General features: G+C 51.4%; 17 protein-coding genes. 12 read left to right on the forward strand and 5 right to left on the reverse strand.

Annotation, left to right across the window (positions count from 1 at the left end; translation table 11 throughout):
- The 6 genes from lpxD (at position 1) to EYB48_RS01190 (ending at position 5,049) form a co-directional block, all read left to right on the forward strand.
- Positions 1 to 1,059, forward strand: a complete 1,059-nt coding sequence (gene lpxD, locus EYB48_RS01165; protein ID WP_162018448.1) for a UDP-3-O-(3-hydroxymyristoyl)glucosamine N-acyltransferase — start codon at positions 1 to 3, stop codon at positions 1,057 to 1,059.
- A complete protein-coding gene (gene fabZ / locus EYB48_RS01170) occupies positions 1,056 to 1,517 on the forward strand; it encodes a 3-hydroxyacyl-ACP dehydratase FabZ (RefSeq protein WP_162018449.1) in 462 nt (153 codons plus the stop codon). Before lpxD ends, fabZ begins: the two co-directional genes overlap by 4 nt.
- The gene (gene lpxA, locus EYB48_RS01175) at positions 1,517 to 2,305 is read left to right on the forward strand and encodes an acyl-ACP--UDP-N-acetylglucosamine O-acyltransferase (RefSeq protein WP_162018450.1); all 789 of its coding nucleotides are present in this window, start codon (positions 1,517 to 1,519) and stop codon (positions 2,303 to 2,305) included. Before fabZ ends, lpxA begins: the two co-directional genes overlap by 1 nt.
- A gap of 14 nt (positions 2,306 to 2,319) precedes the next feature.
- On the forward strand, positions 2,320 to 3,471 hold the full coding sequence (gene lpxB, locus EYB48_RS01180) for a lipid-A-disaccharide synthase (protein WP_328823216.1): 1,152 nt from the start codon (positions 2,320 to 2,322) through the stop codon (positions 3,469 to 3,471).
- Between the two features lie 132 nt (positions 3,472 to 3,603).
- The gene (locus tag EYB48_RS01185; protein WP_162018451.1) at positions 3,604 to 4,389 is read left to right on the forward strand and encodes a TatD family hydrolase; all 786 of its coding nucleotides are present in this window, start codon (positions 3,604 to 3,606) and stop codon (positions 4,387 to 4,389) included.
- A 3-nt stretch (positions 4,390 to 4,392) separates the two neighbouring features.
- Entirely contained in the window at positions 4,393 to 5,049 is a 657-nt protein-coding gene (locus EYB48_RS01190) for an ankyrin repeat domain-containing protein (RefSeq protein WP_162018452.1), read from the forward strand.
- A gap of 121 nt (positions 5,050 to 5,170) precedes the next feature.
- Here EYB48_RS01190 and EYB48_RS19090 read toward each other — a convergent pair whose 3' ends face one another.
- Positions 5,171 to 5,341 carry a hypothetical protein gene (locus EYB48_RS19090; protein WP_235934827.1) on the reverse strand — a complete coding sequence of 57 codons (171 nt, stop codon included), beginning with the start codon at positions 5,339 to 5,341 and terminating at the stop codon, positions 5,171 to 5,173.
- Positions 5,342 to 5,733: 392 nt separating this feature from the next.
- On the opposite strand from EYB48_RS19090, the gene EYB48_RS01195 reads away from it, so the two are divergent.
- The 6 genes from EYB48_RS01195 to EYB48_RS01220 all read left to right on the forward strand — a co-directional run bounded on the left by EYB48_RS01195 (position 5,734) and on the right by EYB48_RS01220 (position 12,642).
- On the forward strand, positions 5,734 to 7,422 hold the full coding sequence (locus EYB48_RS01195; protein ID WP_162018453.1) for an ABC transporter permease: 1,689 nt from the start codon (positions 5,734 to 5,736) through the stop codon (positions 7,420 to 7,422).
- A gap of 133 nt (positions 7,423 to 7,555) precedes the next feature.
- Positions 7,556 to 8,854 carry an ABC transporter ATP-binding protein gene (locus EYB48_RS01200; protein WP_162018454.1) on the forward strand — a complete coding sequence of 433 codons (1,299 nt, stop codon included), beginning with the start codon at positions 7,556 to 7,558 and terminating at the stop codon, positions 8,852 to 8,854.
- Positions 8,855 to 9,118: 264 nt separating this feature from the next.
- Entirely contained in the window at positions 9,119 to 9,790 is a 672-nt protein-coding gene (locus EYB48_RS01205) for a hypothetical protein (RefSeq protein ID WP_162018455.1), read from the forward strand.
- Between the two features lie 66 nt (positions 9,791 to 9,856).
- The gene (locus tag EYB48_RS01210; RefSeq protein WP_162018456.1) at positions 9,857 to 10,387 is read left to right on the forward strand and encodes an REP-associated tyrosine transposase; all 531 of its coding nucleotides are present in this window, start codon (positions 9,857 to 9,859) and stop codon (positions 10,385 to 10,387) included.
- A gap of 1,107 nt (positions 10,388 to 11,494) precedes the next feature.
- Entirely contained in the window at positions 11,495 to 12,040 is a 546-nt protein-coding gene (locus EYB48_RS01215; protein WP_162018457.1) for a hypothetical protein, read from the forward strand.
- A gap of 62 nt (positions 12,041 to 12,102) precedes the next feature.
- The gene (locus tag EYB48_RS01220; protein WP_162018458.1) at positions 12,103 to 12,642 is read left to right on the forward strand and encodes a sterol desaturase family protein; all 540 of its coding nucleotides are present in this window, start codon (positions 12,103 to 12,105) and stop codon (positions 12,640 to 12,642) included.
- Between the two features lie 160 nt (positions 12,643 to 12,802).
- Here the strand turns inward: EYB48_RS01220 and EYB48_RS01225 are convergent, their stop codons facing one another.
- The 4 genes from EYB48_RS01225 to EYB48_RS01240 form a co-directional block, all read right to left on the reverse strand.
- Entirely contained in the window at positions 12,803 to 13,867 is a 1,065-nt protein-coding gene (locus tag EYB48_RS01225; protein ID WP_162018459.1) for an OmpA family protein, read from the reverse strand.
- Between the two features lie 385 nt (positions 13,868 to 14,252).
- A complete protein-coding gene (locus tag EYB48_RS01230) occupies positions 14,253 to 14,828 on the reverse strand; it encodes a lipid-binding SYLF domain-containing protein (RefSeq protein WP_235934828.1) in 576 nt (191 codons plus the stop codon).
- 206 nt (positions 14,829 to 15,034) lie between these two features.
- Complete coding sequence (locus tag EYB48_RS01235; RefSeq protein ID WP_162018460.1) at positions 15,035 to 15,250, reverse strand: hypothetical protein; 216 nt, start codon at positions 15,248 to 15,250, stop codon at positions 15,035 to 15,037.
- Between the two features lie 138 nt (positions 15,251 to 15,388).
- Positions 15,389 to 24,211, reverse strand: a complete 8,823-nt coding sequence (locus EYB48_RS01240) for a glycoside hydrolase family 94 protein (protein WP_235934829.1) — start codon at positions 24,209 to 24,211, stop codon at positions 15,389 to 15,391.
- Positions 24,212 to 24,402 lie beyond the last annotated feature (191 nt).

The raw sequence follows: 24,402 nt of genomic DNA on the forward strand, positions 1-24,402 counted from the left end.
ATGACCACCACAAGCATTCGGCTGGGAGAATTGGTCGATCGCTTCGGTGGTCAATTGATAGGCTCTCCTGATTTGACCGTAAGCGGTATTGCTCCGTTGAGCGATGCCGATGCCAGTCAGCTCACATTTCTCTCCAATTCAAAATTAAAACAGCAGGCGGCCAGCACGAAAGCCGCTGCGCTGATCGTGACTGAAGCTGATTATGAATATATTCGTAGCAGCTATCAGGGTGCCTGCATCATTTTCGCCAACCCTTACGTCTATTTTGCGCGTACCGCACAGTTGTTTGCTGAGCTCAATAAAATCCCTGCTGTGACTGGTGTACATCCGACAGCCTGGGTCAGCCCGGCTGCGGTGGTGCATGCGTCTGCCAGCATAGGCCCGCATGTGAGCATAGAAGCAGAAGCTGTGATTGGTGAACACGCAGTGCTGGAAGCAGGTGTGGTGATCGGTCGCGGCGTGGAAATCGGCGCGCATACCTTGATTCATGCTAATGCGACCGTATACGACTATTGCGTCATTGGCACTCACGGCATCATTCATTCGGGTGCGGTAATCGGTGCCGATGGATTTGGCTTCGCCAATGAAAAAGGGCGCTGGATAAAGATACCGCAAACCGGTCGCGTGGTGATTGGTAATGATGTGGAAATCGGTGCCAACACCAGCATAGACCGTGGTGCACTGGCTGACACCATCATCGAAGATGGTGTCAAGCTGGATAATCAGATTCAAATTGGACATAACTGCCATATAGGAGCGCATACTGCGATGGCAGGTTGTGTCGGCGTTGCCGGTAGTGCAAAAATCGGCAAACACTGTACATTTGGCGGCGCCGCGATGGTGCTTGGGCACCTGACTATCGTCGACAATGTACATATTTCGTCCGGTAGTATGGTTTCGCGCTCGATACTGGAGCCGGGGCAATACACTGGTTTTTACCCTTTAGCGAAAAATGCGGATTGGGAAAAGAGTGCGGTCATCGTGCGTAATCTTCCTTCCATGCGCGAAAAAGTTCGCGAATTAGAAAAAACAATTAAAGTTTTAGCAGACAAATCATGAATTCTCTCGACATTAACCAGATCAAAGAATATTTACCTCACCGCTACCCGATGTTACTGGTAGATCGCGTATTGGATTGGGAAAGCGGTAAGCGTATCACTGCGATTAAAAATGTCACTGCGAATGAAGAATTTTTTAACGGGCATTTTCCGAATAAGCCTGTCATGCCTGGCGTGCTGATGATAGAAGCGATGGCGCAGACGGCGGCGATTTTGTCCTTCCTGACCATGGGAAAAAAACCGGATGAAAAAACTCTGGTGTATTTTCTGGGTATTGATGGCGCGCGTTTTAAACGTCCGGTTGAACCTGGCGATCAGTTAAAAATGGAAGTGGAAATCACCAAAGTGGCACGCGGTATCTGGAAATATCAGGCGCGCGCAACGGTAGATGGTCAGTTGGCGGTAGAAGGCGAACTGATGTGCACCATGCGTTCCACTGACGACTCAGCGGAGAAGTAATGGCTATTCATCCCACAGCACTGATTGATCCGAACGCCCAGCTCGACAGTACTGTAGAGGTGGGGCCGTATTCCATCATAGGACCGCATGTCAAGATTGGTGCCAGAACCAAGATAGGCCCACATGTCGTGATCGATGGGCATACTACCATAGGCAGTGATAATCACTTTCATGCGTATTCATCCATCGGTGGTCCACCTCAGGATAAAAAGTATGGCGGCGAAGTCACTTATCTGGAAATCGGTGACCGTAATCTGATCCGGGAATTCTGTACCTTCAACTGCGGCACTACCCAGGACAAAGGAATTACCCGTATCGGCAGTGATAACTGGTTCCTCGCTTATGTGCATATTGCGCATGACTGCGTCGTCGGCAATCACACCATATTTTCCAATAATGCCGCTTTGGCTGGCCATGTTCACGTAGGTGACTGGGTGATCATGAGCGGCTTTTCTGCGGTTCACCAGTTCTGTCAGATCGGTGCGCATGCTTTTGTTGGCATGAATACCAGCCTGACGCAGGATGTGCCGCCGTTCGTTCTGTTATCGGGTAATCCGGCACAGGCACACGGTGTGAATCTGGAAGGCTTGAAACGCCGTGGCTACACACGCGAGCAATTGAATGCGATCCGCCATGCATACAAGCTGATTTACAAATCCGGTTTGACGCTGGACGAAGCTAAGCAAAGTCTGGATACCTATGTGACTGAACTGAGTGCAGAGGCGCAGCTCCCTGTGCAGCAAATGCGTGGCTTCCTCGATGTGTCCACGCGCGGCATCGTGCGCTGAAACAGGATAGTGTTGTGACTCGTCCTATCATTTCTATGGTCGCCGGTGAGACTTCCGGCGATATGCTGGCGGCCCGCATGTTGTCCGGTTTGCGCCCCAGGTTACCTGATTCGCTGATGCATGGCATAGGCGGGCCACGGATGGCGGAACATGGCTTTGTCAATGACTGGCCTATGGATAAGCTGTCGGTACGCGGTTTGTTTGAAGTGCTTGCGCATTACCGCGAAATCAGCGGTATCCGCAAGCAATTGAAACAGCGCTTGCTGGATGAGCGGCCAGATGTATTTATTGGCGTTGATGCGCCAGACTTTAATCTGGACCTGGAAATTCAGTTGAAGCAGGCCGGTATCCCGACCATGCATTACATCAGCCCTTCCATCTGGGCCTGGCGCGCTGGCCGCATCAAAAAAATCGCTGAAGCCGTTTCACACATGCTGGTAGTCTTCCCGTTTGAGGAGCAGATTTATCAGCAAGCAGGTATTCCTGTGACCTATGTCGGCCATCCGCTGGCACAAGTCATCCCTGTTGAGATTGACACTGCCGCTGCACGTGATGAACTGGGGTTGGACCCGCGCTTCAAAGTAGTCGCGATTTTGCCAGGCAGCCGTATTTCAGAAATTAAATACAATACCGAAGCCTTTATTCGCGCCGCTAAAATTTTGACCGACCGCGATCCGAATTTGCAGATCGTGGTGCCGATGGCAGGGAATAAGCAAAGAGCGTATTACATCAAGCTGGTGGTGGCCGCAGGTCTGGAAGGCGTGCCGGTTTTGCTGGTGGATGGACGTTCACATACCGTGATGGCTGCAGCGGATGCAGTGCTGGTCGCATCGGGAACCGCCTCGCTGGAAGTGGCTTTGTACAAAAAGCCTATGGTGATCGCCTATAAGATGATGGAAGCTTCCTGGCAGATTTTGCGTCATATGGGCTATCAACCCTGGATAGGTTTGCCGAATATTCTGGAAAAAGAATTTGTAGTGCCGGAATTTCTGCAATCGGCGGCAACGCCACAGGCATTGGCAGAGGCGATCTGGCAGCAACTGAATGACGATGCCTTGCAAAACCGGCTCAAACAACGCTTCACAGACATGCATCACAGTCTGTTGCGCGATACCGCCAATCTCTCAGCGCAGGCGGTGCTGGATGTGATTCAGGCACACAAATAAGCCGTACCAATCAGTCTTCAAATGCCGCGCACCACGCGGCATTTTTTTGGACTGACCCCAAAGCTACAGCGCCATCTTGCGCCTTAACGTACACTAGTGCCTGTTTACTTAAAAACCGTTTTTTGCTTATCCATGTATATCGATTCACATTGCCATATCAATTTTCCTGAGCTTGCCGCCAAACTGCCTGAGCTGATGCAGAACATGCAAAACAACGGGGTCACCCATGCTTTATGTGTGTCGGTGGATTTGCCGGACTTCCCGCAGGTATTGGCCTTGGCCGAGCAATATCCGCATATCTACGCCTCGGTCGGTGTGCATCCGGATTATGAAGACACGCCTGAGCCCAGTGCGCAGCAGTTAATGGAGCTGGCCCAGCATCCGAAAATCATCGCCATCGGCGAAACCGGCCTCGATTACTTCCGCTTGCAAGGCGATCTGGAATGGCAGCGTGAGCGCTTTCGTCAGCATATACGCGCTTCGCGCCTGAGCCGTAAGCCGCTGATTATTCATACCAGAGCTGCTTCGGCAGACACAATACGGATTATGCGCGAAGAGGGCGCCGGTACCGATCAGGGCGGTGTGGCAGGCGTCATGCATTGCTTTACCGAGTCGCTGGAAGTCGCGCAGGCGGCGGTGGAAATGGGCTTTTATATTTCATTTTCCGGCATCCTCACCTTTAAAAGCGCTAAAGACTTGCAGGCAGTCGCCAAAGCCTTGCCGCTGGATCGCATCCTGATCGAAACCGACTCGCCGTATCTGGCACCGGTACCTTTCCGTGGCAAGATGAACGAGCCGGCCTATGTCAAACACGTAGGCGAATTTTTGGCGGATTTGCGCGGTATTTCCGTGCTCGAGGTACAGCAAGCCACCACCGAGAATTTTTTCCGTCTGTTTCAATTTGCCAGGGAAGCTTAACTCATGCTGATACTGCCATTTGTACGCACACTGTGCGCTGCTGCGTTGCTGACCGCTACACTGGCTGTGCAGGCGGCAGAGATCGATGATTTATTTTTCGCCGTCAGATTTAATGATGTAGGAACTATGCAGGACTTATTCCGCAAGGGCCAGGATCTGAATGTGAAAGAGCCGCATCGTGGCGAAAGTTTGCTGATGATGGCAATCCGCGAAAAGTCTTACAAGGTGGTGGATGCGCTCATCAATACACCGGGCATACAGCTGGAAGCCCATGCCAATAATGGCGATACTGCACTTATGATGGCAAGCTATCTGGGGCAGACCGAAATCGCGCAAAAGCTGATCACCAAAGGCGCTGAGGTTAATCAACCCGGCTGGGCGGCATTGCACTATGCTGCAGCCAGCGGTAAGACCGAGCTGGTCGCTTTGCTGTTAGAGCACCACGCTTATATCGATACCGAGTCGCCCAATAAAACCACGCCACTGATGATGGCAGTACAGTTTGGCAAAAAAGCAGTCGTTAAATTATTGCTGGAAGAGGGCGCGGATGCCAGCTTGAAAAATGCCGCGGGTCAGACTGCTCAGGATTTCGCCAAAGCCAACCGGCGTGACGATATTCTGGAAGTTTTTGCCGAATTCGCCAGCCAGCAAAAGAAATAAGCCGCAGATATAAGCAACTGATAGAAGCAAAATATGTCAGTAGCTGTGCGCGCAGCCTGCTTCGCGCCACACTTTGCGGGCGTGGGGCAGCCTTCACAAGCAACAAGTGCTATATCTGAGATCACGTCATCCCTGCGCAGGCAGGGATCCAGCGTTTTTCCTTCCCCCTTATTTTTCCGTACACCACCACATTGCTCATTGGCGGCAACAGCGCGCGATTGCTGCCATCAGCCCGCCTGTAAAGGCGTGCCCGGACGATGCGCTGATACAAAAAAATACGTTCATTTCTCATATTTTGCGTTGCAGCATATTGCTTCTGTTTTTGCTCCCGTGTTACATTGCGGACTTCATCATTTCGGAGCTCATTCTGTGGAAAGTTATAGTTGTCGCTATTGCGACTTCACCATGGCAATGTAAGCAGTCCTAACGCTGCTACCTTGCCATCAGGCGGGTAGCGGATCTGCGCTCAGGCGCGCCTTCTCTCACCCACAATTTCAATTGATTTCACGTCGTCACGCTGGCCTCTCAAGGCTGCGTTCTTCAGCGTACGTGCAAATTTGTTTGGCTTCAGATACTTGATCTGAGGCAGGGGAGTACGCATGTTTTTCTACATCCTTAGCTGTCACCTCTGTGGAGGTGCCAGTGTTTAATCTGTTTTCACTACAATCCAAATCGGACAAGCTAATGCGTGGTCCGAATAAATGGGACTGGATTTTATTGCCGGTTTTTCTGGCATTGCTGGGCTTGCTGACCTTTGCTGCGCTGCAAATGAGCCGGCCATTTGCGGTCGGGGATGTGCTGCCGGTATCGCTCGATCCCTGGTATTTGCCGTATTACCTGCTGCGCACGATACTGCGCATGTTTACGGCGCTGGCATTTTCTCTGCTGTTCAGTCTGATTTTTGCCGCCATTGCGGCCAAATACCTGACTGCAGAAAAAGTCATGATACCGGCGCTGGATATCCTGCAATCTGTGCCCATCCTGGGTTTTCAGGCGATTGCGATTGCGCCGTTCATCGCCTTTTTTCCGGGTAATTTGCTCGGTGTGGAATGCGCGGCGATTTTCGCGATCTTCACCTCGCAAGCCTGGAATATGGCATTCAGCCTGTATCAATCCATGCGCACTATACCGCCAGAGTTACAGGAAGCCGCCAGTGTATTCCGGCTCTCGCCCTGGCAGCGTTTCTGGCGTCTGGATTTGCCATTCGCGATACCGGGTTTGTTATGGAATATGATGATGTCCATGTCCGGTGGCTGGTTCTTCCTGGTCGCAGCAGAAGCGATTTCTGTGGCCGGGCAAGACATACGCCTGCCCGGTATCGGTTCGTATATCGCAGTCGCGATTGATGCGCGCGATGGCACCGCCATCGTCTGGGCCATCCTGGCGATGATGACAGGCATCCTGGTCTACGATCAGTTATTTTTCCGGCCTTTGCTGGCCTGGGCCGATAAATTTCGCTTTGAAGAAAACCCAGGTGAAATTCCTCCCGATTCCTGGGTCTTACGCTGGATGCGTAACAGCCATTGGGTCAGGCGTCTGAGCCTGGCGATGTGGCGCCGACTGGCGGTGATGATAGGCTGGTTCCGCCTGCAGCCAGACACCGTGCCACGCCCTAAACGGCGCATCATGCAGTTGCCCTGGCTGGCCAGAGCCTTTGATATTGCGCTGGTATGCGCCATGCTGGTCGCAACGCTGCAATTACTACAGTTCATACATAGCGTGGTCGGTTGGCGCGAGGTCGCCCATGTGGTCGGCTTAGGTGCACTGACCTTGTTGCGTGTGATGCTGCTGATTGCCATCGCCTCGCTGTTCTGGGTGCCGGTCGCGATCTGGATAGGCTTACGGCCTAAGTATTCGCAAGGGGTGCAGGCAATTGCGCAATTTCTCGCCGCATTTCCGGTCAATCTGATGTTCCCGCTGGTGGTATTGGTGATGGTGAAGCTGGATTTGACACCGAATATCTGGCTCAGTCCGTTAATGGTATTTGGTACCCAGTGGTACATCCTGTTTAACGTGATTGCCGGTGCCGCCGCGATTCCAAATGAGTTAAGGCTGGCTGCGGATAATCTGGGCCTCAAAGGCTGGCTCAAGTGGAAACGGGTGTATTTGCCCGCTGTATTCCCCAGCTATATCACCGGTGCGATTACGGCCAGCGGCGGCTCCTGGAATGCGAGTATTGTGGCTGAATACGTAACCTGGGGCGATACCACGCTGATGGCCGATGGGCTGGGCAGCTATATCAAGCAAATGACGGAAGCGGGCGACTTTCATCGTATTGCGCTCGGCATCGGTGTGATGTGCGTATTTGTGATGCTGCTGAATCGTTTTTTCTGGCGCAAATTATACGTGCTGGCCGATCAGCATCTGCGCTGAAGCACAGCTACAACAACGCACGGACAAACCAAACTATCGCAAGCGGCATGGCCCGGCGATGATTACCGACGTACAAACAAACATACATACCGGCGGTGACTGCAAGAGGCAGGCACTGCACAAGGAGTAAGTCATGATGCAAAAAAATTTACTGGATTTACAGCGTGTCGCAAAATCCTTCACTGCCTCAGACGGGCAGGCCAGGGTGATCCTGGATAAAGTCGATTTTCAGTTAAAAGAAGGCGAAATCGTCGCCTTGTTAGGGAAATCAGGTTCCGGCAAATCCACCTTATTGCGAATTATGGCAGGCCTGATCAGCGCTGATCATGGCGAGGTCAAATACCGCGAACGTGAAATCAATCAGCCGGTATCCGGCATCGCAATGGTGTTTCAATCCTTCGCGTTATTCCCCTGGCTGACGGTACAACAGAATGTGGAACTGGGTCTGGAGGCGCAGGGCGTACCGCAGGCTGAGCGCACCGTACGTGCCGATGCGGTGCTGGAGCTGATTGGCTTGTCCGGCTTTGGTGGTGCTTTGCCACGCGAACTTTCAGGCGGCATGAAGCAGCGCGTCGGCATTGCGCGTGCATTGGTCACCAATCCCGATATTTTGCTGATGGATGAAGCTTTCTCCGCACTCGATGTGCTGACCGGTGAGACCTTGCGCAACGATATGCTGGAATTGTGGGAACAGAAAAAAATCCCGACCAAGGGCATCCTGATCGTCTCGCATAATATCGAAGAAGCCGTCATGATGGCCGACCGCATCGTATTGCTGACCAGCGATCCTGGCACCGTGCGTTGTGAAATACCGGTCGATTTACCACGTCCGCGTGATCCGGATTCGCTGGAAGTCAGGGCACTGATCGATGAAGTCTACGGCCTGATGACCATGCGCGCGCAAGGCGACAGCCATCCTGAATCAGCAGCGCGCCATCTCGGTTATCGCTTACCGGAAACCACCATCAGCCGCATCGAAGGCATCCTCGATATGCTGGCCGAAGCGCCTTTCCTGGGGCGTGCCGATTTGCCGGAACTGGCGGAAGAAGCTGAATTATCAGACGAGGATTTATTCCCGACTTACGAGGCACTGAGCATGCTGGGTCTGGCCAGTCTGGAAAAAGGCGACATATTGCTGACCGCATTGGGCCAGCAATATGTACATGCAGAGCAATCGCTGAAGCAGGACATCTTTGGCCAGCAATGCCTGACCCATGTACCGCTGGTCGCCCACATCCGGCGCGAACTGGAACGTGAGCCCAGCGGTAGTGTAGCTGAGCAGCCGGTACTGGATCTGCTGCAGGAATTCCTCAAAGAGAAAGAAGCCAAACGCGTACTCGAAGTCGCCGTCGAATGGGGCCGCTACGGCGAAGTCTATGAATACGACTACCACACTGGCCGCCTGACTTTGCCGGGCAGCGCAGAGGATTAATTTCAATCAATAGCAGCGACAAGCCCGGCCTCAAACGACGTGGCAGGGCGCATCGCGATGCGCCGCATCTTCGCAACGCGAAGCGAGCCATTCAGACATGGCTTATGGAATAGCCTTGCATATCGGCCTGATTCGCGCTTTATCGTTTGCTGAAAGAGCTCGTTTACGCTTACGATTAGGTAGCTTGTGATTTGATTATTCTTGATTGCGATGAAAATTCCGTGCGGCGCATCGCGATGCGCCCTACTTGTGGGGGCGACCTTAATGAAAAATATTTATTTCGCACTATTGTTAATAGCTTTATCGATGGTTGATGCATTTGCGGAGCCTAAGTACCTACTCCCAGCCTATTCGATTGAGAAGAGCATCTCAATGAGTTTGTCTAATGCAAAGATAGTTGTGCTAGGTAGATTGGTTTTGCCATATAAAACAACAATTCCAGAGCGACTTGACGGTAATAGGGCTATTTTTGAAATGAGTTTTGAAATAGATAAAGTCATTGCTGGAGAACAGTTTATTTCTGGAATTCGTATCCCTGTTAGTTGGGTTATCCCAATGCCCAATCCCGACAAGAAGGCTGATTTGAAAAAAAGTGATGCCGATTTGCGAAACGCGAAAGCAATGAGTTTTCAATTAGAGAAGATGTTAGACGCCAATATTATCGACAGAGATGAGTTTAAAAAACGAAGTAAAAAAAATGACGAAATTATTTTGTACTCTGACGCTTATCTGAAACAGTTTGTATTAATGCCAATTGGGATGCCGATTAGTGAACCATATAGATATCTAAATGTTTTGGTTACGTTTGGAGACAGTTATATATTGATTTTACAAAACTCAAAAATATATGGCGGTTTGGGAATTGGTTTGATTGGGGAAGTTGACGTATATCCCGCGAAAGACGAAAAAATAAAGAAAATTTTTCATTTGAAGTGAAAACGCGGTGATGCGTAATCTCCGTAGGGCGCATCGTGATGCGCCGCATGGAATGTGGTGAAGACTATGCCAAACTATCGACGCGTCTGGCATCCGGGCGGTACCTATTTTTTTACTGTCAACTTGCTTGAGCGAACCGGCAATGATTTGCTGATCCGGCATATCGCAGAATTGCGTATATCGGTTCGCGTGGTGAAAGCGCGTTATCCATTCATCATTCATGCGTGGGTAGTGTTACCGGATCACCTGCATTGCGTGATTGAATTGCCTCAGGGTGACAGCTATTTTGCGACACGTTGGCGTTTGATCAAAGATGGATTTTCAAAAAGCATTCCTTTAACAGAAACCCGCTCCTCGGTTCGCTTACGTCGTGGTGAGCGCGGCATTTGGCAACGCCGGTATTGGGAACATCTGATACGTGATGAGCAGGATTTTGCGGCACATATGGATTATGTTCATATCAACCCACTCAAGCATGGCCTGGTTGAGAGAGTCGCAGATTGGCCTTATTCGACCTTTCATCGTTTGGTGGAAGTGGGCGTTTATCCTTACGACTGGGCAGGCGGGGACTTGAACAATCTTGATTACGACGACTAAGCCATGCGGCGCATCACGATGCGCCCTACGATCCTAATGCTTCCAATTACAAAGCGGTAAGCCGCAATCCTGTTGGGCAGATCGTGATGCGCCTTAGATTTTCGCGTTACGACTTTTATTTTTTATTTTTTTGAAAAAAATTGGTCTGGCGCTCGATAAATCCGGAACAAGAAAAATTTCGCAAAAAACCAGAAATACGGTTTGAGGCCAACTTAACGCATTCCAATAAAACCAAGAAAGTACAAATATACTAATCCATGCCGATAAATAGATAAATAGCAATGCCTTTTTTAGGTTTTCGTTCATTCGTTTCTCTTATCGCCGAGTCCATTTTATGAAGCTACAACTCTTTCGTAAGGCGCATCGCGACGCGTCTTAACTATGCGGATTTAGCCCTTAATTCAGCCTGTCTGAGCGCTGTACAGCTGGCGGAATATCCTGCAACTGGGTGTTGCCAGGGGCGCCGGTGGCTTTAGGTGTTTGTTCTGATCTGCTCAGTATAAAAATCAGCGAAAAGCTCAATTTAAAAATCCGCTCAAATCCAAACCAGCAAAACAGATAAATAATTTGTGTCGCCGAGAACAGCTCTGCGTCGTAGAGGGGGATGTGGGCGCGCGAAAACAGCAAATTGGTACACAACAGGGCGATTAAGGTGATGAGCACGCTAAACCAAAGTTTATTTTCTATCGCTGATTTCATATGTGTGTCATGTCTGAAAATTGTTCAGGAAGCAGCCAGACAGCGCTGCTGCTTCAATGTGTGGTGTATTTTTGTATATTACCATTGGCAATAAAATTCGCCAAAAATTTTTCTGCCTATGTCTATGCCTATGCTTATGTGCCGTATCAAGCGACCGCGCTAAGGACATTTAAGGCTTAGGTCATCAACACCTTAAAGCCTTGCGCTGCAAGCACATTACGTCCTCTATGTGGGTCTGCGAACAGAGCTGAAGGCTGTTTCCGGTAGAAGATGATGCACCGGAATTTCCGGCGCAGCGATGCATGTCATCTTCAAGTGAGTCGGTACTTTGCGAGCTTGACCACGCATTGTTTGCGATCAGTCTGCACAACAATTGTTATTCAACGCAATTTACCTCCAGAGGAAAAAATGAAACCATTAATGACGACAGCGCTAGTCTGCCTGTTTGCTTGTACCGGTGCTGTATGGGCCGCGACACCAGAAGCAAAGACAGAATATAAGCAAAAAAAAGAAACAGCTGAGAGGGAATATCGTGAGGCTGCACAGAAGTGTGATGCCATGAAAGATAATCCTAAAGATATCTGTATCGCTGAAGCGAAATCAGCCCGGATTCGCATGGTAGCGACGGCAAAAGCGGCCATGGAGAATACAGAAAAAGCCAGAGCCGCAAGCGCAAAAGAAATCGCTAATGCAGATTTTGCGGTAGCTAAAGCAATGTGCGGCAGCCAGGTTGGCAATGATAAAGATGTTTGTGTCAAGAAAGCTGATGCTGCCAGAATTGCAGCGATTGCTAATGCAAGCGCGGTAAAAAAAGTGAATGATGCCCGTTCTGAAGCTAGCAGCGATAAACAGGATGCTAACTATGACGTCGCACTGGAAAAATGCAATGCCTTAGTCGGAACAGCTAAGGACATGTGTGTGTCTGCTGCTAAAACCAAATTCAAAAAGATGTAATGCTGTCGCTGTCTGCAATTCGTTTTTTTTTGCAGGCAGCACTACGATCATCTGAGTTGACCATGTCTCTTTTTAGCTTTGAACACAGTAAGCGCGCGATGATGGCGGATTTTGTTTTTTACGGCTTCAGCATTGCTACGCTGCTGCTGTTTTTATGCCTGCACTGCGCTGCAAAGGATGGGCTGAGCGCAGGCATCTTCGTTTTTGCAGGCTGCTTAAGTGCCAATGTGATGGAGTATTGCCTGCATCGCTTTGTTTTACACCAGCTGACGCCTTTTCGCGATTGGCATCTGCGCCATCATGCACAGCCCAAAGCATTGATGGGTACACCGACTATCGCCAGTGCCGCATTGATTTTTCTGTTGGTCGCACTGCCTGCTTATCTTTGCTTAGCGCTATATCAGGCACTGGCCTTAACACTGGGCACGGTGCTGGGCTATTTTTTATACAGCCTGACACATCATGCAGTTCACCAGTGGCATGGTGAAAACCGTTGGCTACGCACCAGGAAAAGCTGGCACGCGCTGCATCACCATGTGAATCCGGCGCGGCACTTTGGGGTCAGCAGCGTAATTTGGGATTATATGTTTGGAACTGCATAGGGCTTTCCCTCAACTATCAGGGAATAGCTTCACATTATGCGAGTCTTACCTGGTGATACGGTGAGCGGGCTACTGCTTCTTGTCTTTCAACCGTTTTACGTGTTGGTGTAGCCGTTGATCCGGCATCCACCAACGCAACACTAAATAGCAAAGCTGATATTCAAGGGACGCGTTGCTCTATGGTGATTTGATCGACCTCGACACGCCGGTTGGGTTCCAGGCACTTGATTAACTGGCTTCTGATTTTATCGTGGCATTCAACAACAGGATTGCTTTCGCCTTTGCCACTTGCTGTCATGCGATTTGGGGCGATACCTTTTTCCACCAGATATGCTTTTACTGTATTTGCCCGTTGCTCAGATAAAGTCTGGTTATATCGTTTCGCTCCTATCCGGTCTGCGTACCCGGTAATAATGATATTTTGAATTTGAGTGTTCGCATTTAAGGCATCAGCTAAGGTATCAAGTTTTATTTGTTTACCATGCAACGTGGCATTGTCAAAAGCAAATAGCTCAGTTGCAGACAGCGTGATTTTTTCAAATCGTGCTGGTGCCGGCGCGGGGGCTGGAGCCGGATCGGGCGTCCTGACTGCGATCGGAATCGGTTCAGCAGGCATGCGTACAGGCTCAGCAGCACGGACTTGCGGCGCAGCCCTGACAGGCTTATCAAAAGCGTAGCTAAGTGCAATCGAAAGAAAACTATGGCTGGCCTGGCTGAAACCATATTCCTGACCGCGTAAGTAACTGTGTACTTTGCGTAAGTCTGCCTGGATAGACCATTGATCGCTCATTGAAAATTGTACGCCTACGCCGAGGTTGACATTGGGTGAGTAGCGATCGGCTTGTCCCAATAAAGAATTCATCCGGTTACGTTCGACGCCCGCTCCGGCGACGACAAAAGGACGGAGGCTGTTGCGGGAGAAAAGATATAGGGCATCGAGACTGTATGCGTTTTGGTAAAACCGTTGCGCACTGTTTTTGCTACGGGTAAAGCTGGTACCGATTTGCATGTCGACATTTTCAGAAACAGGTTTTCCGAAACGCAGGCCTAAACCGTAAGCACTTGTACCAGATCCAAATCCTTCATCGATATCAGCAATGTGTAAGCTTGGCAAAATATACCAGGATGGATAGGGATCATCAGCATAGGCAGATGTCAGTATTAACAGGGATGTCGAAGCGAGGACAATACTAATTGTCGATTGCGTCCGGTTGTGCGTTGTCATATGGATGTCCTATTTTTGGGCAAGGAGAACTGCGGATTGAAGAATTCTTTTCGCATCTCTATTCACATTGTTTATTCAGTGTGGGCAGCTCTTCCGGCTCATCAATGACATGTCTAATGAATGAAATTAAATGAAATATCTGACGATATTTACATTTGAAAAGACAGTATTTATGTGATCTTAAAAATACCTGATATCAGTATTTCGCATCGAAGACTTTCGCTCAGTGCGTTTGCTGACATAGTCTTCACGGAAGGAAAAGAAAATAATTTTCGTTAAAAAAAAGAGACGATTTCATTTTCACTGATGGCAGAAAAAAACCAGAAATTGCGTGAGCAATCCCTGGTTGCAAGGTAGGCTTGAGCCAGCAAGGACTCAGCTTTGTTCAGCGCTTAATCTTAGAAATTTTTGTTCCTTCCAGACTGAGGCTGACCATCAGGCCGGACTGATCGAAGATGAATGCGTAAGCATCATCTTTTAAGCTGGAGGTGGATAAATTCTTTGCGACACCTTCGTTCATGACAACTACAGTCGGTCCTACGCCAACTTCCCAACCGTGTGATGCACGCAAACTATTTTCAACCTGTTCGCTCATTAAAAAAACGACGTAGCCATAAGACTGGGCACCTGCCTGCCAACCGAAAGAGGCAGAGACAGCATTCATATATTCATTCGCGTGACCGGCTTTCATAAAAACGCCTTCACCATAGCTGCCGCCAAAGACCAGTCCGGCTTTGACTATTTTAGGGAAGACCAGAATGGCGCGCGCTTTCTTAGAAATGCTTTCTGCGAGCGGATTTCCTTTGTATAGCTTATGCAAGGCGTCGCTGGCTTCGCGATCCAGATCAGCAGCGCTTGCTGCATGTGCCTGTTGTAGTGTCGCAGTCAGAAACAAGCCGCAAACCAGGCTGCAAAAAAACATCAGCGCGCTGCGGTAGGGTAGGTGGAATTTGTGTCGCATGGCAGTACTCCTTGAAATCGGTTTAATCATTGAACTCGTCTGCTAATTTGCTCGCTCTGTCATAAAGTCTCAGGCAGAAGCTGGCTGAGACAGGTCGGCTTGCACTCGTGGCTATGTCTGGCCACGCTGTTTCGTGCTGACCTCAGTCGAAATCTGCACCAATGCACATCGCAAGATATGGCGCAGAGTCACTTGAGTCGGCTGGCTTATTTCGCCGTGGAGTTGCAAGCCTTGGCCGTGGTTTTGCTCGCCTTATCGGCGCATTGCATGGCGTTGTCAGTGCAATGTTTTGCATCTGCGGCTTTGTCTTTGCTATGGCAATCTGCCGCATCTAAGTGATGAGAGGCGGCCTTGGTGTGATCATTGGCAGCTTGTTGATGCAGCTGGGCTGCGTTCTGGTTGTGGTTGGCGGGTGTGCTCATGATTTGTCCTGTTCTGATCATTTTGAAACATGAATAAATACGGTTTTTTATTGCGCCGTATGCTGATGGGTGTCATCGGCTAAAGATCAGTTTGCGCGTTCGCTCACATAAAATCAGTTCGTTAGCGTACACCGGCAATCACAGTACTTCGGGCTTGGTAAACTCAAGCAGGAATTTGGCCTGATGTGTGCGGCCGTCATTGATCAAGGGTATACGCAGGTCGGCAACGGGCAGATCATCGATCAACAGGCTGGAGGGGCCGCTGCCTGGGTGCTTGCGCTGCACAGAGATGCAATAAAGCGATTCCAGATAACGGTAGCGAATCTGGTAGTTATCCCACTCTGCCGGCAGGCAAGGTTCAAGGCTCAGAAAATTGGCTTCACGTTGCAAACCTAGCAGTGATGCGGTGATCAGCGTGTACATCCAGCCCGCCGAGCCGGTGTACCAGGTCCAGCCACCGCGGCCAGTGTGCGGTGCCAGCGCATAGACATCTGCTGCCATCACATAGGGTTCGACTTTGTAGCGCTGCATGTCGTCTGCAGAGCTGCTGCGCCGGATCGGATTGATCAGATTAAAGGCTTGCCAGGCGCGGCTGTTCTGACCTGATTTGGCAAATGCCATGGCGGCCCAGATCGCTGCATGGTTATATTGGCCGCCATTCTCTCGTATGCCGGGCAAATAGCCGCGTATATAACCCGGATCCTGCTCAGGCTGGTCAAATGGCGGGGCCAGCAATGGCATGACGCCGCTGGCCGTATCCATCAGGCGTTGATGCAGCGATTCCATTGCCTGTACGCGATGAGCAGGATCACCCGCCCCGGAAAGCACGGCCCAGCTTTGTGAGATGGAATCGATCTGACATTCCTTATTTGTCGCTGAGCCCAGCGGACTGCCGTCATCAAAATAGGCGCGCCTGTACCAGGCGCCATCCCAGCCAGCGCTGGCTATATGCTGCTGTAGGCGCTCAGCTTGTTGGCGGCAATGACTGGCATAGTCAGGGTCGTTGTGATTCTGGGCGACTTCGGCAAAACCTGACAGTAGTTCATAGTAGAAAAAGGCCAGCCACACGCTTTCCCCTTGGCCCAGGTGACCTACCTTATCCATGCCATCATTCCAGTCGCAGGAACCCATCAGTGGCAATCCATGTCGGCCAAACCTGAGCCCGTGCTCTATCGCGGCTACGCAATGCTGGTAAAGCGTTGCAGTCTGGTTGGAACGTATAGGCTGATCGAAATAAGAATCTTCCGTAGCATGTACTTCGCGTCCTTCAAGGTAGGCCAGCTCGGTCTGCAGGATGGCGCTGTCGCCGCTATGACGCAGATAATGCGCTACTGCATAGGGCAGCCATAAATAGTCGTCGGAACAATGGGTGCGTACTCCCTTGTCTGCGGGTGGATGCCACCAGTGCTGTACATCTCCCTCTATGAATTGATGGCTGGCGCTCAGCAGTATTTGTTGTCTGGCTAAATCCTGCGCGGTATGCGCCAGTGCTATCGTATCCTGCAGCTGATCACGGAAACCATAAGCGCCGCCAGACTGGTAGTAGCCACTGCGTGCCCACAAACGGCAGCTGATGGTTTGATACAGCAGCCAGCCATTGGCAAGGAAATTGAGCCCCTGATCCGGGGTTTGTACCTGTACCTGTCCTAACACCTGTTCCCAGTAGGCCTGAATCTTGAGCAGCGCCTGTTTCGCCGCCTGGGCCGATCTGGTTTGTCGTATGAGTTCGGCAGGCTTAGCGCTATGCTGATTCGCGACGCCCAGGATGAAAACAATTTGCTTTTCCTGTTCAGGTTTTAAGTCAAAGACGACTTGTAGCGCCGCGCAAGGGTCGAGTCCGGCACCGGTTTTCCCGGATAGCTGACTTCTGCCCATCGCTGCCGGATGATGCAGGCTGCCATAACGTCCAATGAATTCGCAACGGTCGGCGCTAAGCGTGCATGTGGGCTGATCGACGCAAAAAAATGCAGTGCTGGAGGAGAAATCACTGTTGTAAGCATTTCTGGCAGCGATGCCGCAACCATCTGCAATCGGCTCAGTAACGATATGCATGGCGGACTTACTGCGGAGATCGCCCAGCACCCATTCCACATAAGCCGTGGCAGATAATTTACGCTGCTGCGCCGAGTGGTTGCGCAGTGTTAGCACCGCATATTTAACAGATGCAGTTAAGTCCACATAGACACAGAGTTCAGAAAGTATGCCACTGCGCTGATGGCTGAAAATGCTGTAACCATAGCCATGGCGGGTATGAAACTCTCCTTTGCCATGACAGGGCAGAGCGGTCGGTGACCAGAATTGCCCGCTTTCCTCGTCGCGGATATAGAACACCTCGCCGCCACTATCGCACACCGGATCATTGTGCCAGGGGCTTAATCTGAACTCATGCGCATTCTCTGACCAGCTATACGATGGCCCACTTTCAGAGATGACTGTGCCAAAGCCGGGATTGGCCAGTACATTGACCCAGGGCGCCGGGCTGCGTTGCTGCGCGTAGCTGGTGATCAGATATTCTTTGCCATCTTCTGAAAAACTGCCGATGCCATTATCAAACTGTCTGACTGCTGATACTGTGCTTGCGGTCGGGCTGACTTGCACCTCATCCGGATAGGGTTTTTTAAGCGGTAGCAGTGGTTTCAGCCGGGTCTCGCTCAGATCATAGCGATTTAACTGGTCTGTCAATGTGCCACGCTGATCATTCAGAATGACCCTGGCGATGGCATGAAACAAAATACGGTCTTCATTGGAAATCTGATCGCTGGCACGCACATAAATGCCACCCGGTTTTTCCAGCGCATGGGCGCCGATCACAGAGGAAATTAATCCCAGTATACGGTCCTGCAGAATTTGCCGGTAACTCGCATGGTCTTCATTCCAGATCACCAGATCGACAGCCAGCCCGCGCGCTTGCCAATAGGCGTGCGCCTGTATCAGCTGACGCGCAAAGTCCAGATGTTCCTGGGAGCTGATCAGCAACAGAACGATAGGCATATCGCCTGAAATCGCATAGCTCCATAGGGCCGATTGTCCGCGCTGATTCTGCTTCAGCAAGTCCTGAGGCGCGCGCATGAGTGGATTGGCATAAATGATGGAATTGGCCAGACGGGCATAAAGTTGCGCATCTTTTTCTGAAATATTTAATTGGCGCAGCACCACCTGGCTATGGGTCCAGGACAAATCGATCACACGGTCAGCCAGATGCTGGTCGCGGTATTTTTCTATCAATCCCAGGCATTGTTCCCTGTTATCGGCGACGCCGGTGACCAGGTCGATCACCACAGACTGTTCCGGGTCCAGGGAAATTTGATAGCGTATGGCGACGACAGGGTCCAGCACGGAACCCTGGCTATCTGACAGTTTGCCAGGCTGGTGCATGGCGGCTGGATGGAGCAGGGTATTGCCGCGCCCGATAAACAAAGAGCGGTCGGTTTCATAGGATATTTGCTCAGCGGTGCTGCCATGCAAGGCCATCAGATGCAGCATCATCGGTATTTTTTCATCCGCGGAGCGTGGCCGACGAGTACACAATATCGCGCTGTGTAAAGGCAGTATTTCGGTCTGTACAAACAGCTTGCTGAAGGCAGGATGCAGTTTGTCGGCCAGCGTTGGTGCCAGCACGACTTCGGCATAACTGGTCAGCTCCAGAGTGCGCCGCCGGCCGGAGCGGTTGGTTATGCGGGTGCGCCGCAGCTCTATATTATCTTCGGGTGAGACGACAATCTCGGTATGCAAATCGATGAGCTGATCGCTACGCCTGAATTCTGCCCGCCCTTCAGAGAAAACGGCTTCGTAAGACGGCGTTCTCAGTCCAGCGGGTTGCAGGGTAGTCGACCAGAATTGCGCACTGCCTATGTCACGCACATAGCAAAAACTGCCAGAGTGATCGCGCGTGCTGTCCTCGTCCCAGCGTGTGACAGCCAGGTCATGCCAACGGCTGTAGCCGCCACCGGCGCTGCTGATCATCACATGGTAACGGCCATTCGACAGCAATTGCACTTCAGGCGCATTGTTATCCGAAAGACGCAGCACACGCAGTGGCGTTTCCATGGCTGCGCTGCTGCTGCGGATGTCAGCCAGCTCGGTAGTGTTAGCATAATGCGCGCTGGCTCTGGGGATGCTCTCATGCAGTAAAGGGAGCGCCGCTTTGAATAAGGGGTCTGCCGCAAAAAACTTTTGCATGGGCTGGTCGAGCAAGTGATAGGCCAGTGCCAGCAGTGCCATGCCCTGATGATGCGCCATGAAGGAGCGGATTATCACATGGCTTTGTCCGCGTGGCAGACGGATCGCGGTGTAATCTATCGCTTCGTAGAAGCCGTAAGCGCCTTCAAAGCCCGCTTTGGCCATCCGCAACAAATTATCGCAGGCCGCATCGGGTGCGACCATCAAGGCCATGAAGCTCGCATACGGTGCGATCACCAGATCGTCACCCAGGCCGCGTTTGTATCCCAGGCCGGGCACGCCAAATGCACGGTATTGATAGTTGAGATTCGTATCAAAGGCGTTATAACCCGATTCTGAAATTCCCCACGGTACACCGCGTTGTCCGCCATACTGTATCTGCCTTTGTAGTGCAGAATGATAGGTTTGTTCCAGTAAAGTATGGCTAAACACCGGCATGACTAACAGCGGCATCAGATACTCAAACATAGAGCCGCTCCAGGACAGCAGGATGGGTTCGCCGCCAGCAACAGTCAATTGACGTCCCAGTGCAAACCAGCTCTCCTGTGGCAGCTGCCCTTGTGCGATGCCGGTGTAGCTGGCCAGTCTGGCTTCCGAGGCGAGTAAATCATAATTGCCCGTATCGGTTCTACGCTCAGAGACGTTGTAGCCTATAGAGAGTAAGCGGGTGTTTTTATTGTATAAGAATCCGTATTGCGCAAAGGCGTAGTCCTCAGCCTGGGTGATTAAGTGCGCAATCTCTGTGATGCGTAAGGCAGCCTGTTCTGCGCCGCTGTGTATCTGTCTGATGAGTCTGATGCGCCTGATGTGCTGATCGCTGGATGCGCTCTCAGTTGTGCTGACTTCTTCCGCTAAGGCGCTGATGCAGTGCGCTAAGCCTGACAAGGACGGCATGCCGGCTAATTGCGGGAACAGGTGCAAGCAAGCTGCTTCATCGCCTGAGACCACCCAAGGCGCGAAGGTGATCATCTCATTCAGCGTATCCTGAATCTGCTGGTCCATCGCTGTGAGCCAGAACTGCGTCTGGCTGTTGTGGTCCGGGTTTCGCTGCACCTGCCTGGTCAGATCGCGCAGCGAGTTCAGGCTGTGGCAGGTTCCAGCCATAGTTTGTGGTGGGTTGCGGCACAACTCATCGAGTTCTACACCCAGATGCAGCAGATTATTTTTGCCGGGTACTGATGCTGACTCCAGCAACACCAGCCAGGTATCGCGTAAGCCCTGGAATAGTCGTGGTGATAACAGTGGCTGTTCGCTGAGCCGCGACAGGGCGGATTTCAAGGTGACACAATGGGCGCAGAAATTGCCACTGTCTACGGTTGACACATACATAGGCTGTAAAGGCGTCAGGGTTTGCGTGTCGTACCAGTTGAGAAAGTGCCCGTGGTAACGCTCCATTTTTTGCAGGCTGGCAAAGCTGGCACCCGTGCGTGTCAACAGCGATCCCATAGAGATATAGCCAAATTCGCTGGCGCTTAAGTTAGCCAGCAAGGACAAACCTATGTTGGTGGGCGAAGTCCGGTGTGCAATCACAGAGACCGGATGCTGCTGTATGTTATCCGGTGGCAGCCAGTTATCTTCAGGGCCGACATGGGTTTCAAAAAAAAGCCAGGTCTTGCGTGATAAGCGATGTAAAAAATCCGTTTTTTGCTGGCTCAGTTCCTGTTTTTGCCGCACTTTAGGCAAGCTGATGCGATAGGCGATCCACGGTGAGGCGATCCAGAGCAATAAGAGCGGCGCTGCTGCATACCAGGCAGCCGGAGCAAAGTACAATACGGCGACGCTGAGCACTACGCTGATGGCAGGCGCGACCCACATGCGTCTGAGCGTTGCCAGCAAACTGTCACCGGCACTTAACTGATCGAGATGAGAAGGCGTCCACTCCAGTAAATGCTGATGCGAAATCTGCATACGCCACTGGGTACGTAAGATGGCATCGAGATATACACTGGCTTCGTAGGGGATGAAGCAGAGTTTCAGAAAAGCCTGGCTCAATTGTATGCGGGCCGAGTCAGCGAGTTCTGCCAAGTGCTGCAGCAACTGCAGTTCAGCAGGCTTGTTAAGCAGTTGTAATGATAGTGAAAACACAGCGGGCAGAAACAGCAGAGCCATGACGCTCACCGTGCCTTGCCATGCCTGAGTCGCAGGGCCGAATAGCAGCCAGATTGCGCTCAGAAAGAACAGATTAGCGGCTGGTAGCAGGCTACGTCGCAGATTGTCGAACAACTTCCAGCGTGATAGCGCAGACAAGGGATTGGGATAGCTGCTTGTTTTTCCAGTGGACGCATTGGTCTCGCCCGGTACCTGAGGCAGCAACCACGAGCATAATTGCCAGTCACCTCTGATCCATCTGTGATGGCGGCGCATATCGCTCAGGTAATGCGAGGGACTGGCTTCCAGCAGTATCCCATCACTCATCAGGCCTGAACGGGCATAACAACCTTCAAGCAGATCGTGGCTCAGTATGCGATTGATGGGCATCTTCCCCTTCAGCACTTGCTCGAATGCGTTGACCTCGTAAATTCCTTTGCCGATAAATGAGCCTTCTGCAAACAAGTCCTGATAGACATCTGAAACACAGTGCGTATAGGGGTCCATACCGCTATCAGCGCTATATAATTGCTCATAGTGTGATGCGGTCGGGGAGCTGACGCCCGCCGCAATGCGTGGTTGCAGTATGCCGTAGCCTGCAATAACCCGTGAAGAATTTGCGTCGAATACTGGCTGGTTCAGTCTGTGTGCCATGGTTGCGATAAATACTGCCGCGGCACCACGTGGTAATTCAGTATCGGAATCCAGGGTGATCACATATCTGGTTTGCTTCAGCCCGGCAGGATCGCCCGTAATTAAAGAGAACGCAGTCTCTGCGCTGCCGCGCAAAAAACTGTTTAAATCACTTAATTTGCCGCGTTTTCTTTCAAACGACATCCAGATTTTTTCCTGAGGATTCCATAAGCGGTTTCGATGGAGTAGCAGAAAATAGCTGCCATCGCTACGCGGATATTTTTTGTTTAATGCTGCAATATTGGCGACTACGCGCAGCTTCAGAGTGGTGTCTTCAGCGGTGACTTCCTGCTGCGCATCGGTAAAGTCGCTGAGCAGACAAAACCGTAAATGCGGGTCGCGATTGGCAAGAAAGCGAATTTCCATCGCCTCGGACAACTGATCAATTTGCTCTGCGCTGTTCAATACAGTCGCCACGACCACCAGACTGCTACAGTCAGCTGGAATGCCTTCTGAAAAATCCATGCGTGGCAGCACGCTGGGTGTGGCATATAAGGTGATCAGCCAGTTCAGGATGGAAAGCGCAAACTGACTGCAGATCAATACGCTGGCGGCCAGTGCCAACACTGTCGCGGCCGACAGGTGCAACTGATGCACGCGCCAAATCCAAATACTGCCGGTAGCGATCAGCGTGATGCCTGTCATCGCTGCAAGGTAGAGAAATAGCCGGTGTTGACTGAAATAGCGAGACATGCCCGGCGGCAGCCGGGTCTGTACCCCCAGTGCGCGCCGCAGTTCAGAAATACCGGCATCGACCAGGTAATAGCCTATATGGGACTCTCTGTGTTGCGCTCCCAGGTTGTCGGCTCGCTGTTGCGCCAGACGGCAAACCTGCTGCGCTACCTCAGTTTCCGTGTAATGGCTGAGACGGGACAGTTCTTCTATCCCATGGCGGTAGCGGTCGCGGGTCAGGAAATCCATAGACGCATAGACGCTGGCCGGATCAGCGTACAATATTTTTTCGACGGCGCTCATGCTTTCTACAAACTGACGCCAATCCATCATGGACAGGCATCGCAGGCTGTGTATGCTGTTACTGATAGAAATCTGATCTGCCGCCTGATGTTGAGAGTCTTGCTGCACCAGCTGCTCTATGCTTTCACTCTGTTCTGCCAGACGTTGTGACAGCCAGTTCAGCGGCAAGGTCAGGGTCGGTGCGCGGCCCTGCAATCTTCTGACCAGCTCGGCGACAAAGGAGCTGTCCAGTGGCTGACCTGAGCGTGACATATCCGCCACCAGTACGATCAGATGGCTGGGATCTTTTTCCACCGTTAAGATCATCTCATCTGCCCAGGCGATAGCCAGCTTACGGCTTTCCTGCGTGTTGATCAGGCGTGTAGCGACCCGCCGTAAATTCTCGATCAGGGCCAGACGTAACATGATAGGTATCGCCCATAACTCACCTAGTTTGAGCACCGCGACCGATTGATAGGCCGTGATAAAACGGCTCAGACTTTCCGGGTCTATCCGCCCATCTCCATGGGAAATCAATTCCAGTGCAATGTCATAAACACGTGGATTTGCGCTCTGCCCATCCTGGATCAGGCGTGGCAATTGCTTGCTGTAGTGCTTAGGGAAGTGATGTTTAGCTGTGCGTATCTGATCTTCTATTAAATAAAAATTATCCAGTAACCAGGCAGCAGCCGGGGTGACCTGATGTCCCGACTGTATGCTGGCCGTCAACAAGGTACAGGCAGCGGTGATCTGATCTTCGTTCCCGGCCAGCCGGCTCAATAACTGGTCCTGACCGACTGTGGGACTCAGTTTATGTGTAGTGGCCAAGGCCTGGCCATACTGCTCCATTTGCAGCGCGCTCAGTAATTCTGCGCGCAGCGGTTCTTCCTCAGCGAACCACGATGGATGCGCTGATCTGTTGACATGCGTCGTGAGCCAGAGCTGGCAGCGCCGTCCGGTCTGAAGCAGTGTTTGACAAAGCGTTTGCCACAGCGCTTGCAGCCGCGTTGGCGACTCCGCTGTTAAGCGTTTTTTTATTTTGTTCAAGAGGATTTTCTTTCTGCGCTGATTGCTGAGCCGGTCGGCGAGCAAAGCTAGCCAAGCATAGAGGAAAGCACTTTGGCAGTTGGTGCGCCAACGCACTTACAGGCTCAAACGCAGCGCGAATTCGGTGTTACAGCGCACAGACCGTAATCAAGTACATGGGTACAACTTGAGTCAGCGATTTTCGCCAGACA

Origin of the sequence: Cognatundibacterium crateris, assembly GCF_010078235.1 — a bacterium.
GTDB classification, from domain to species: domain Bacteria; phylum Pseudomonadota; class Gammaproteobacteria; order Burkholderiales; family Burkholderiaceae_D; genus Undibacterium; species Undibacterium crateris.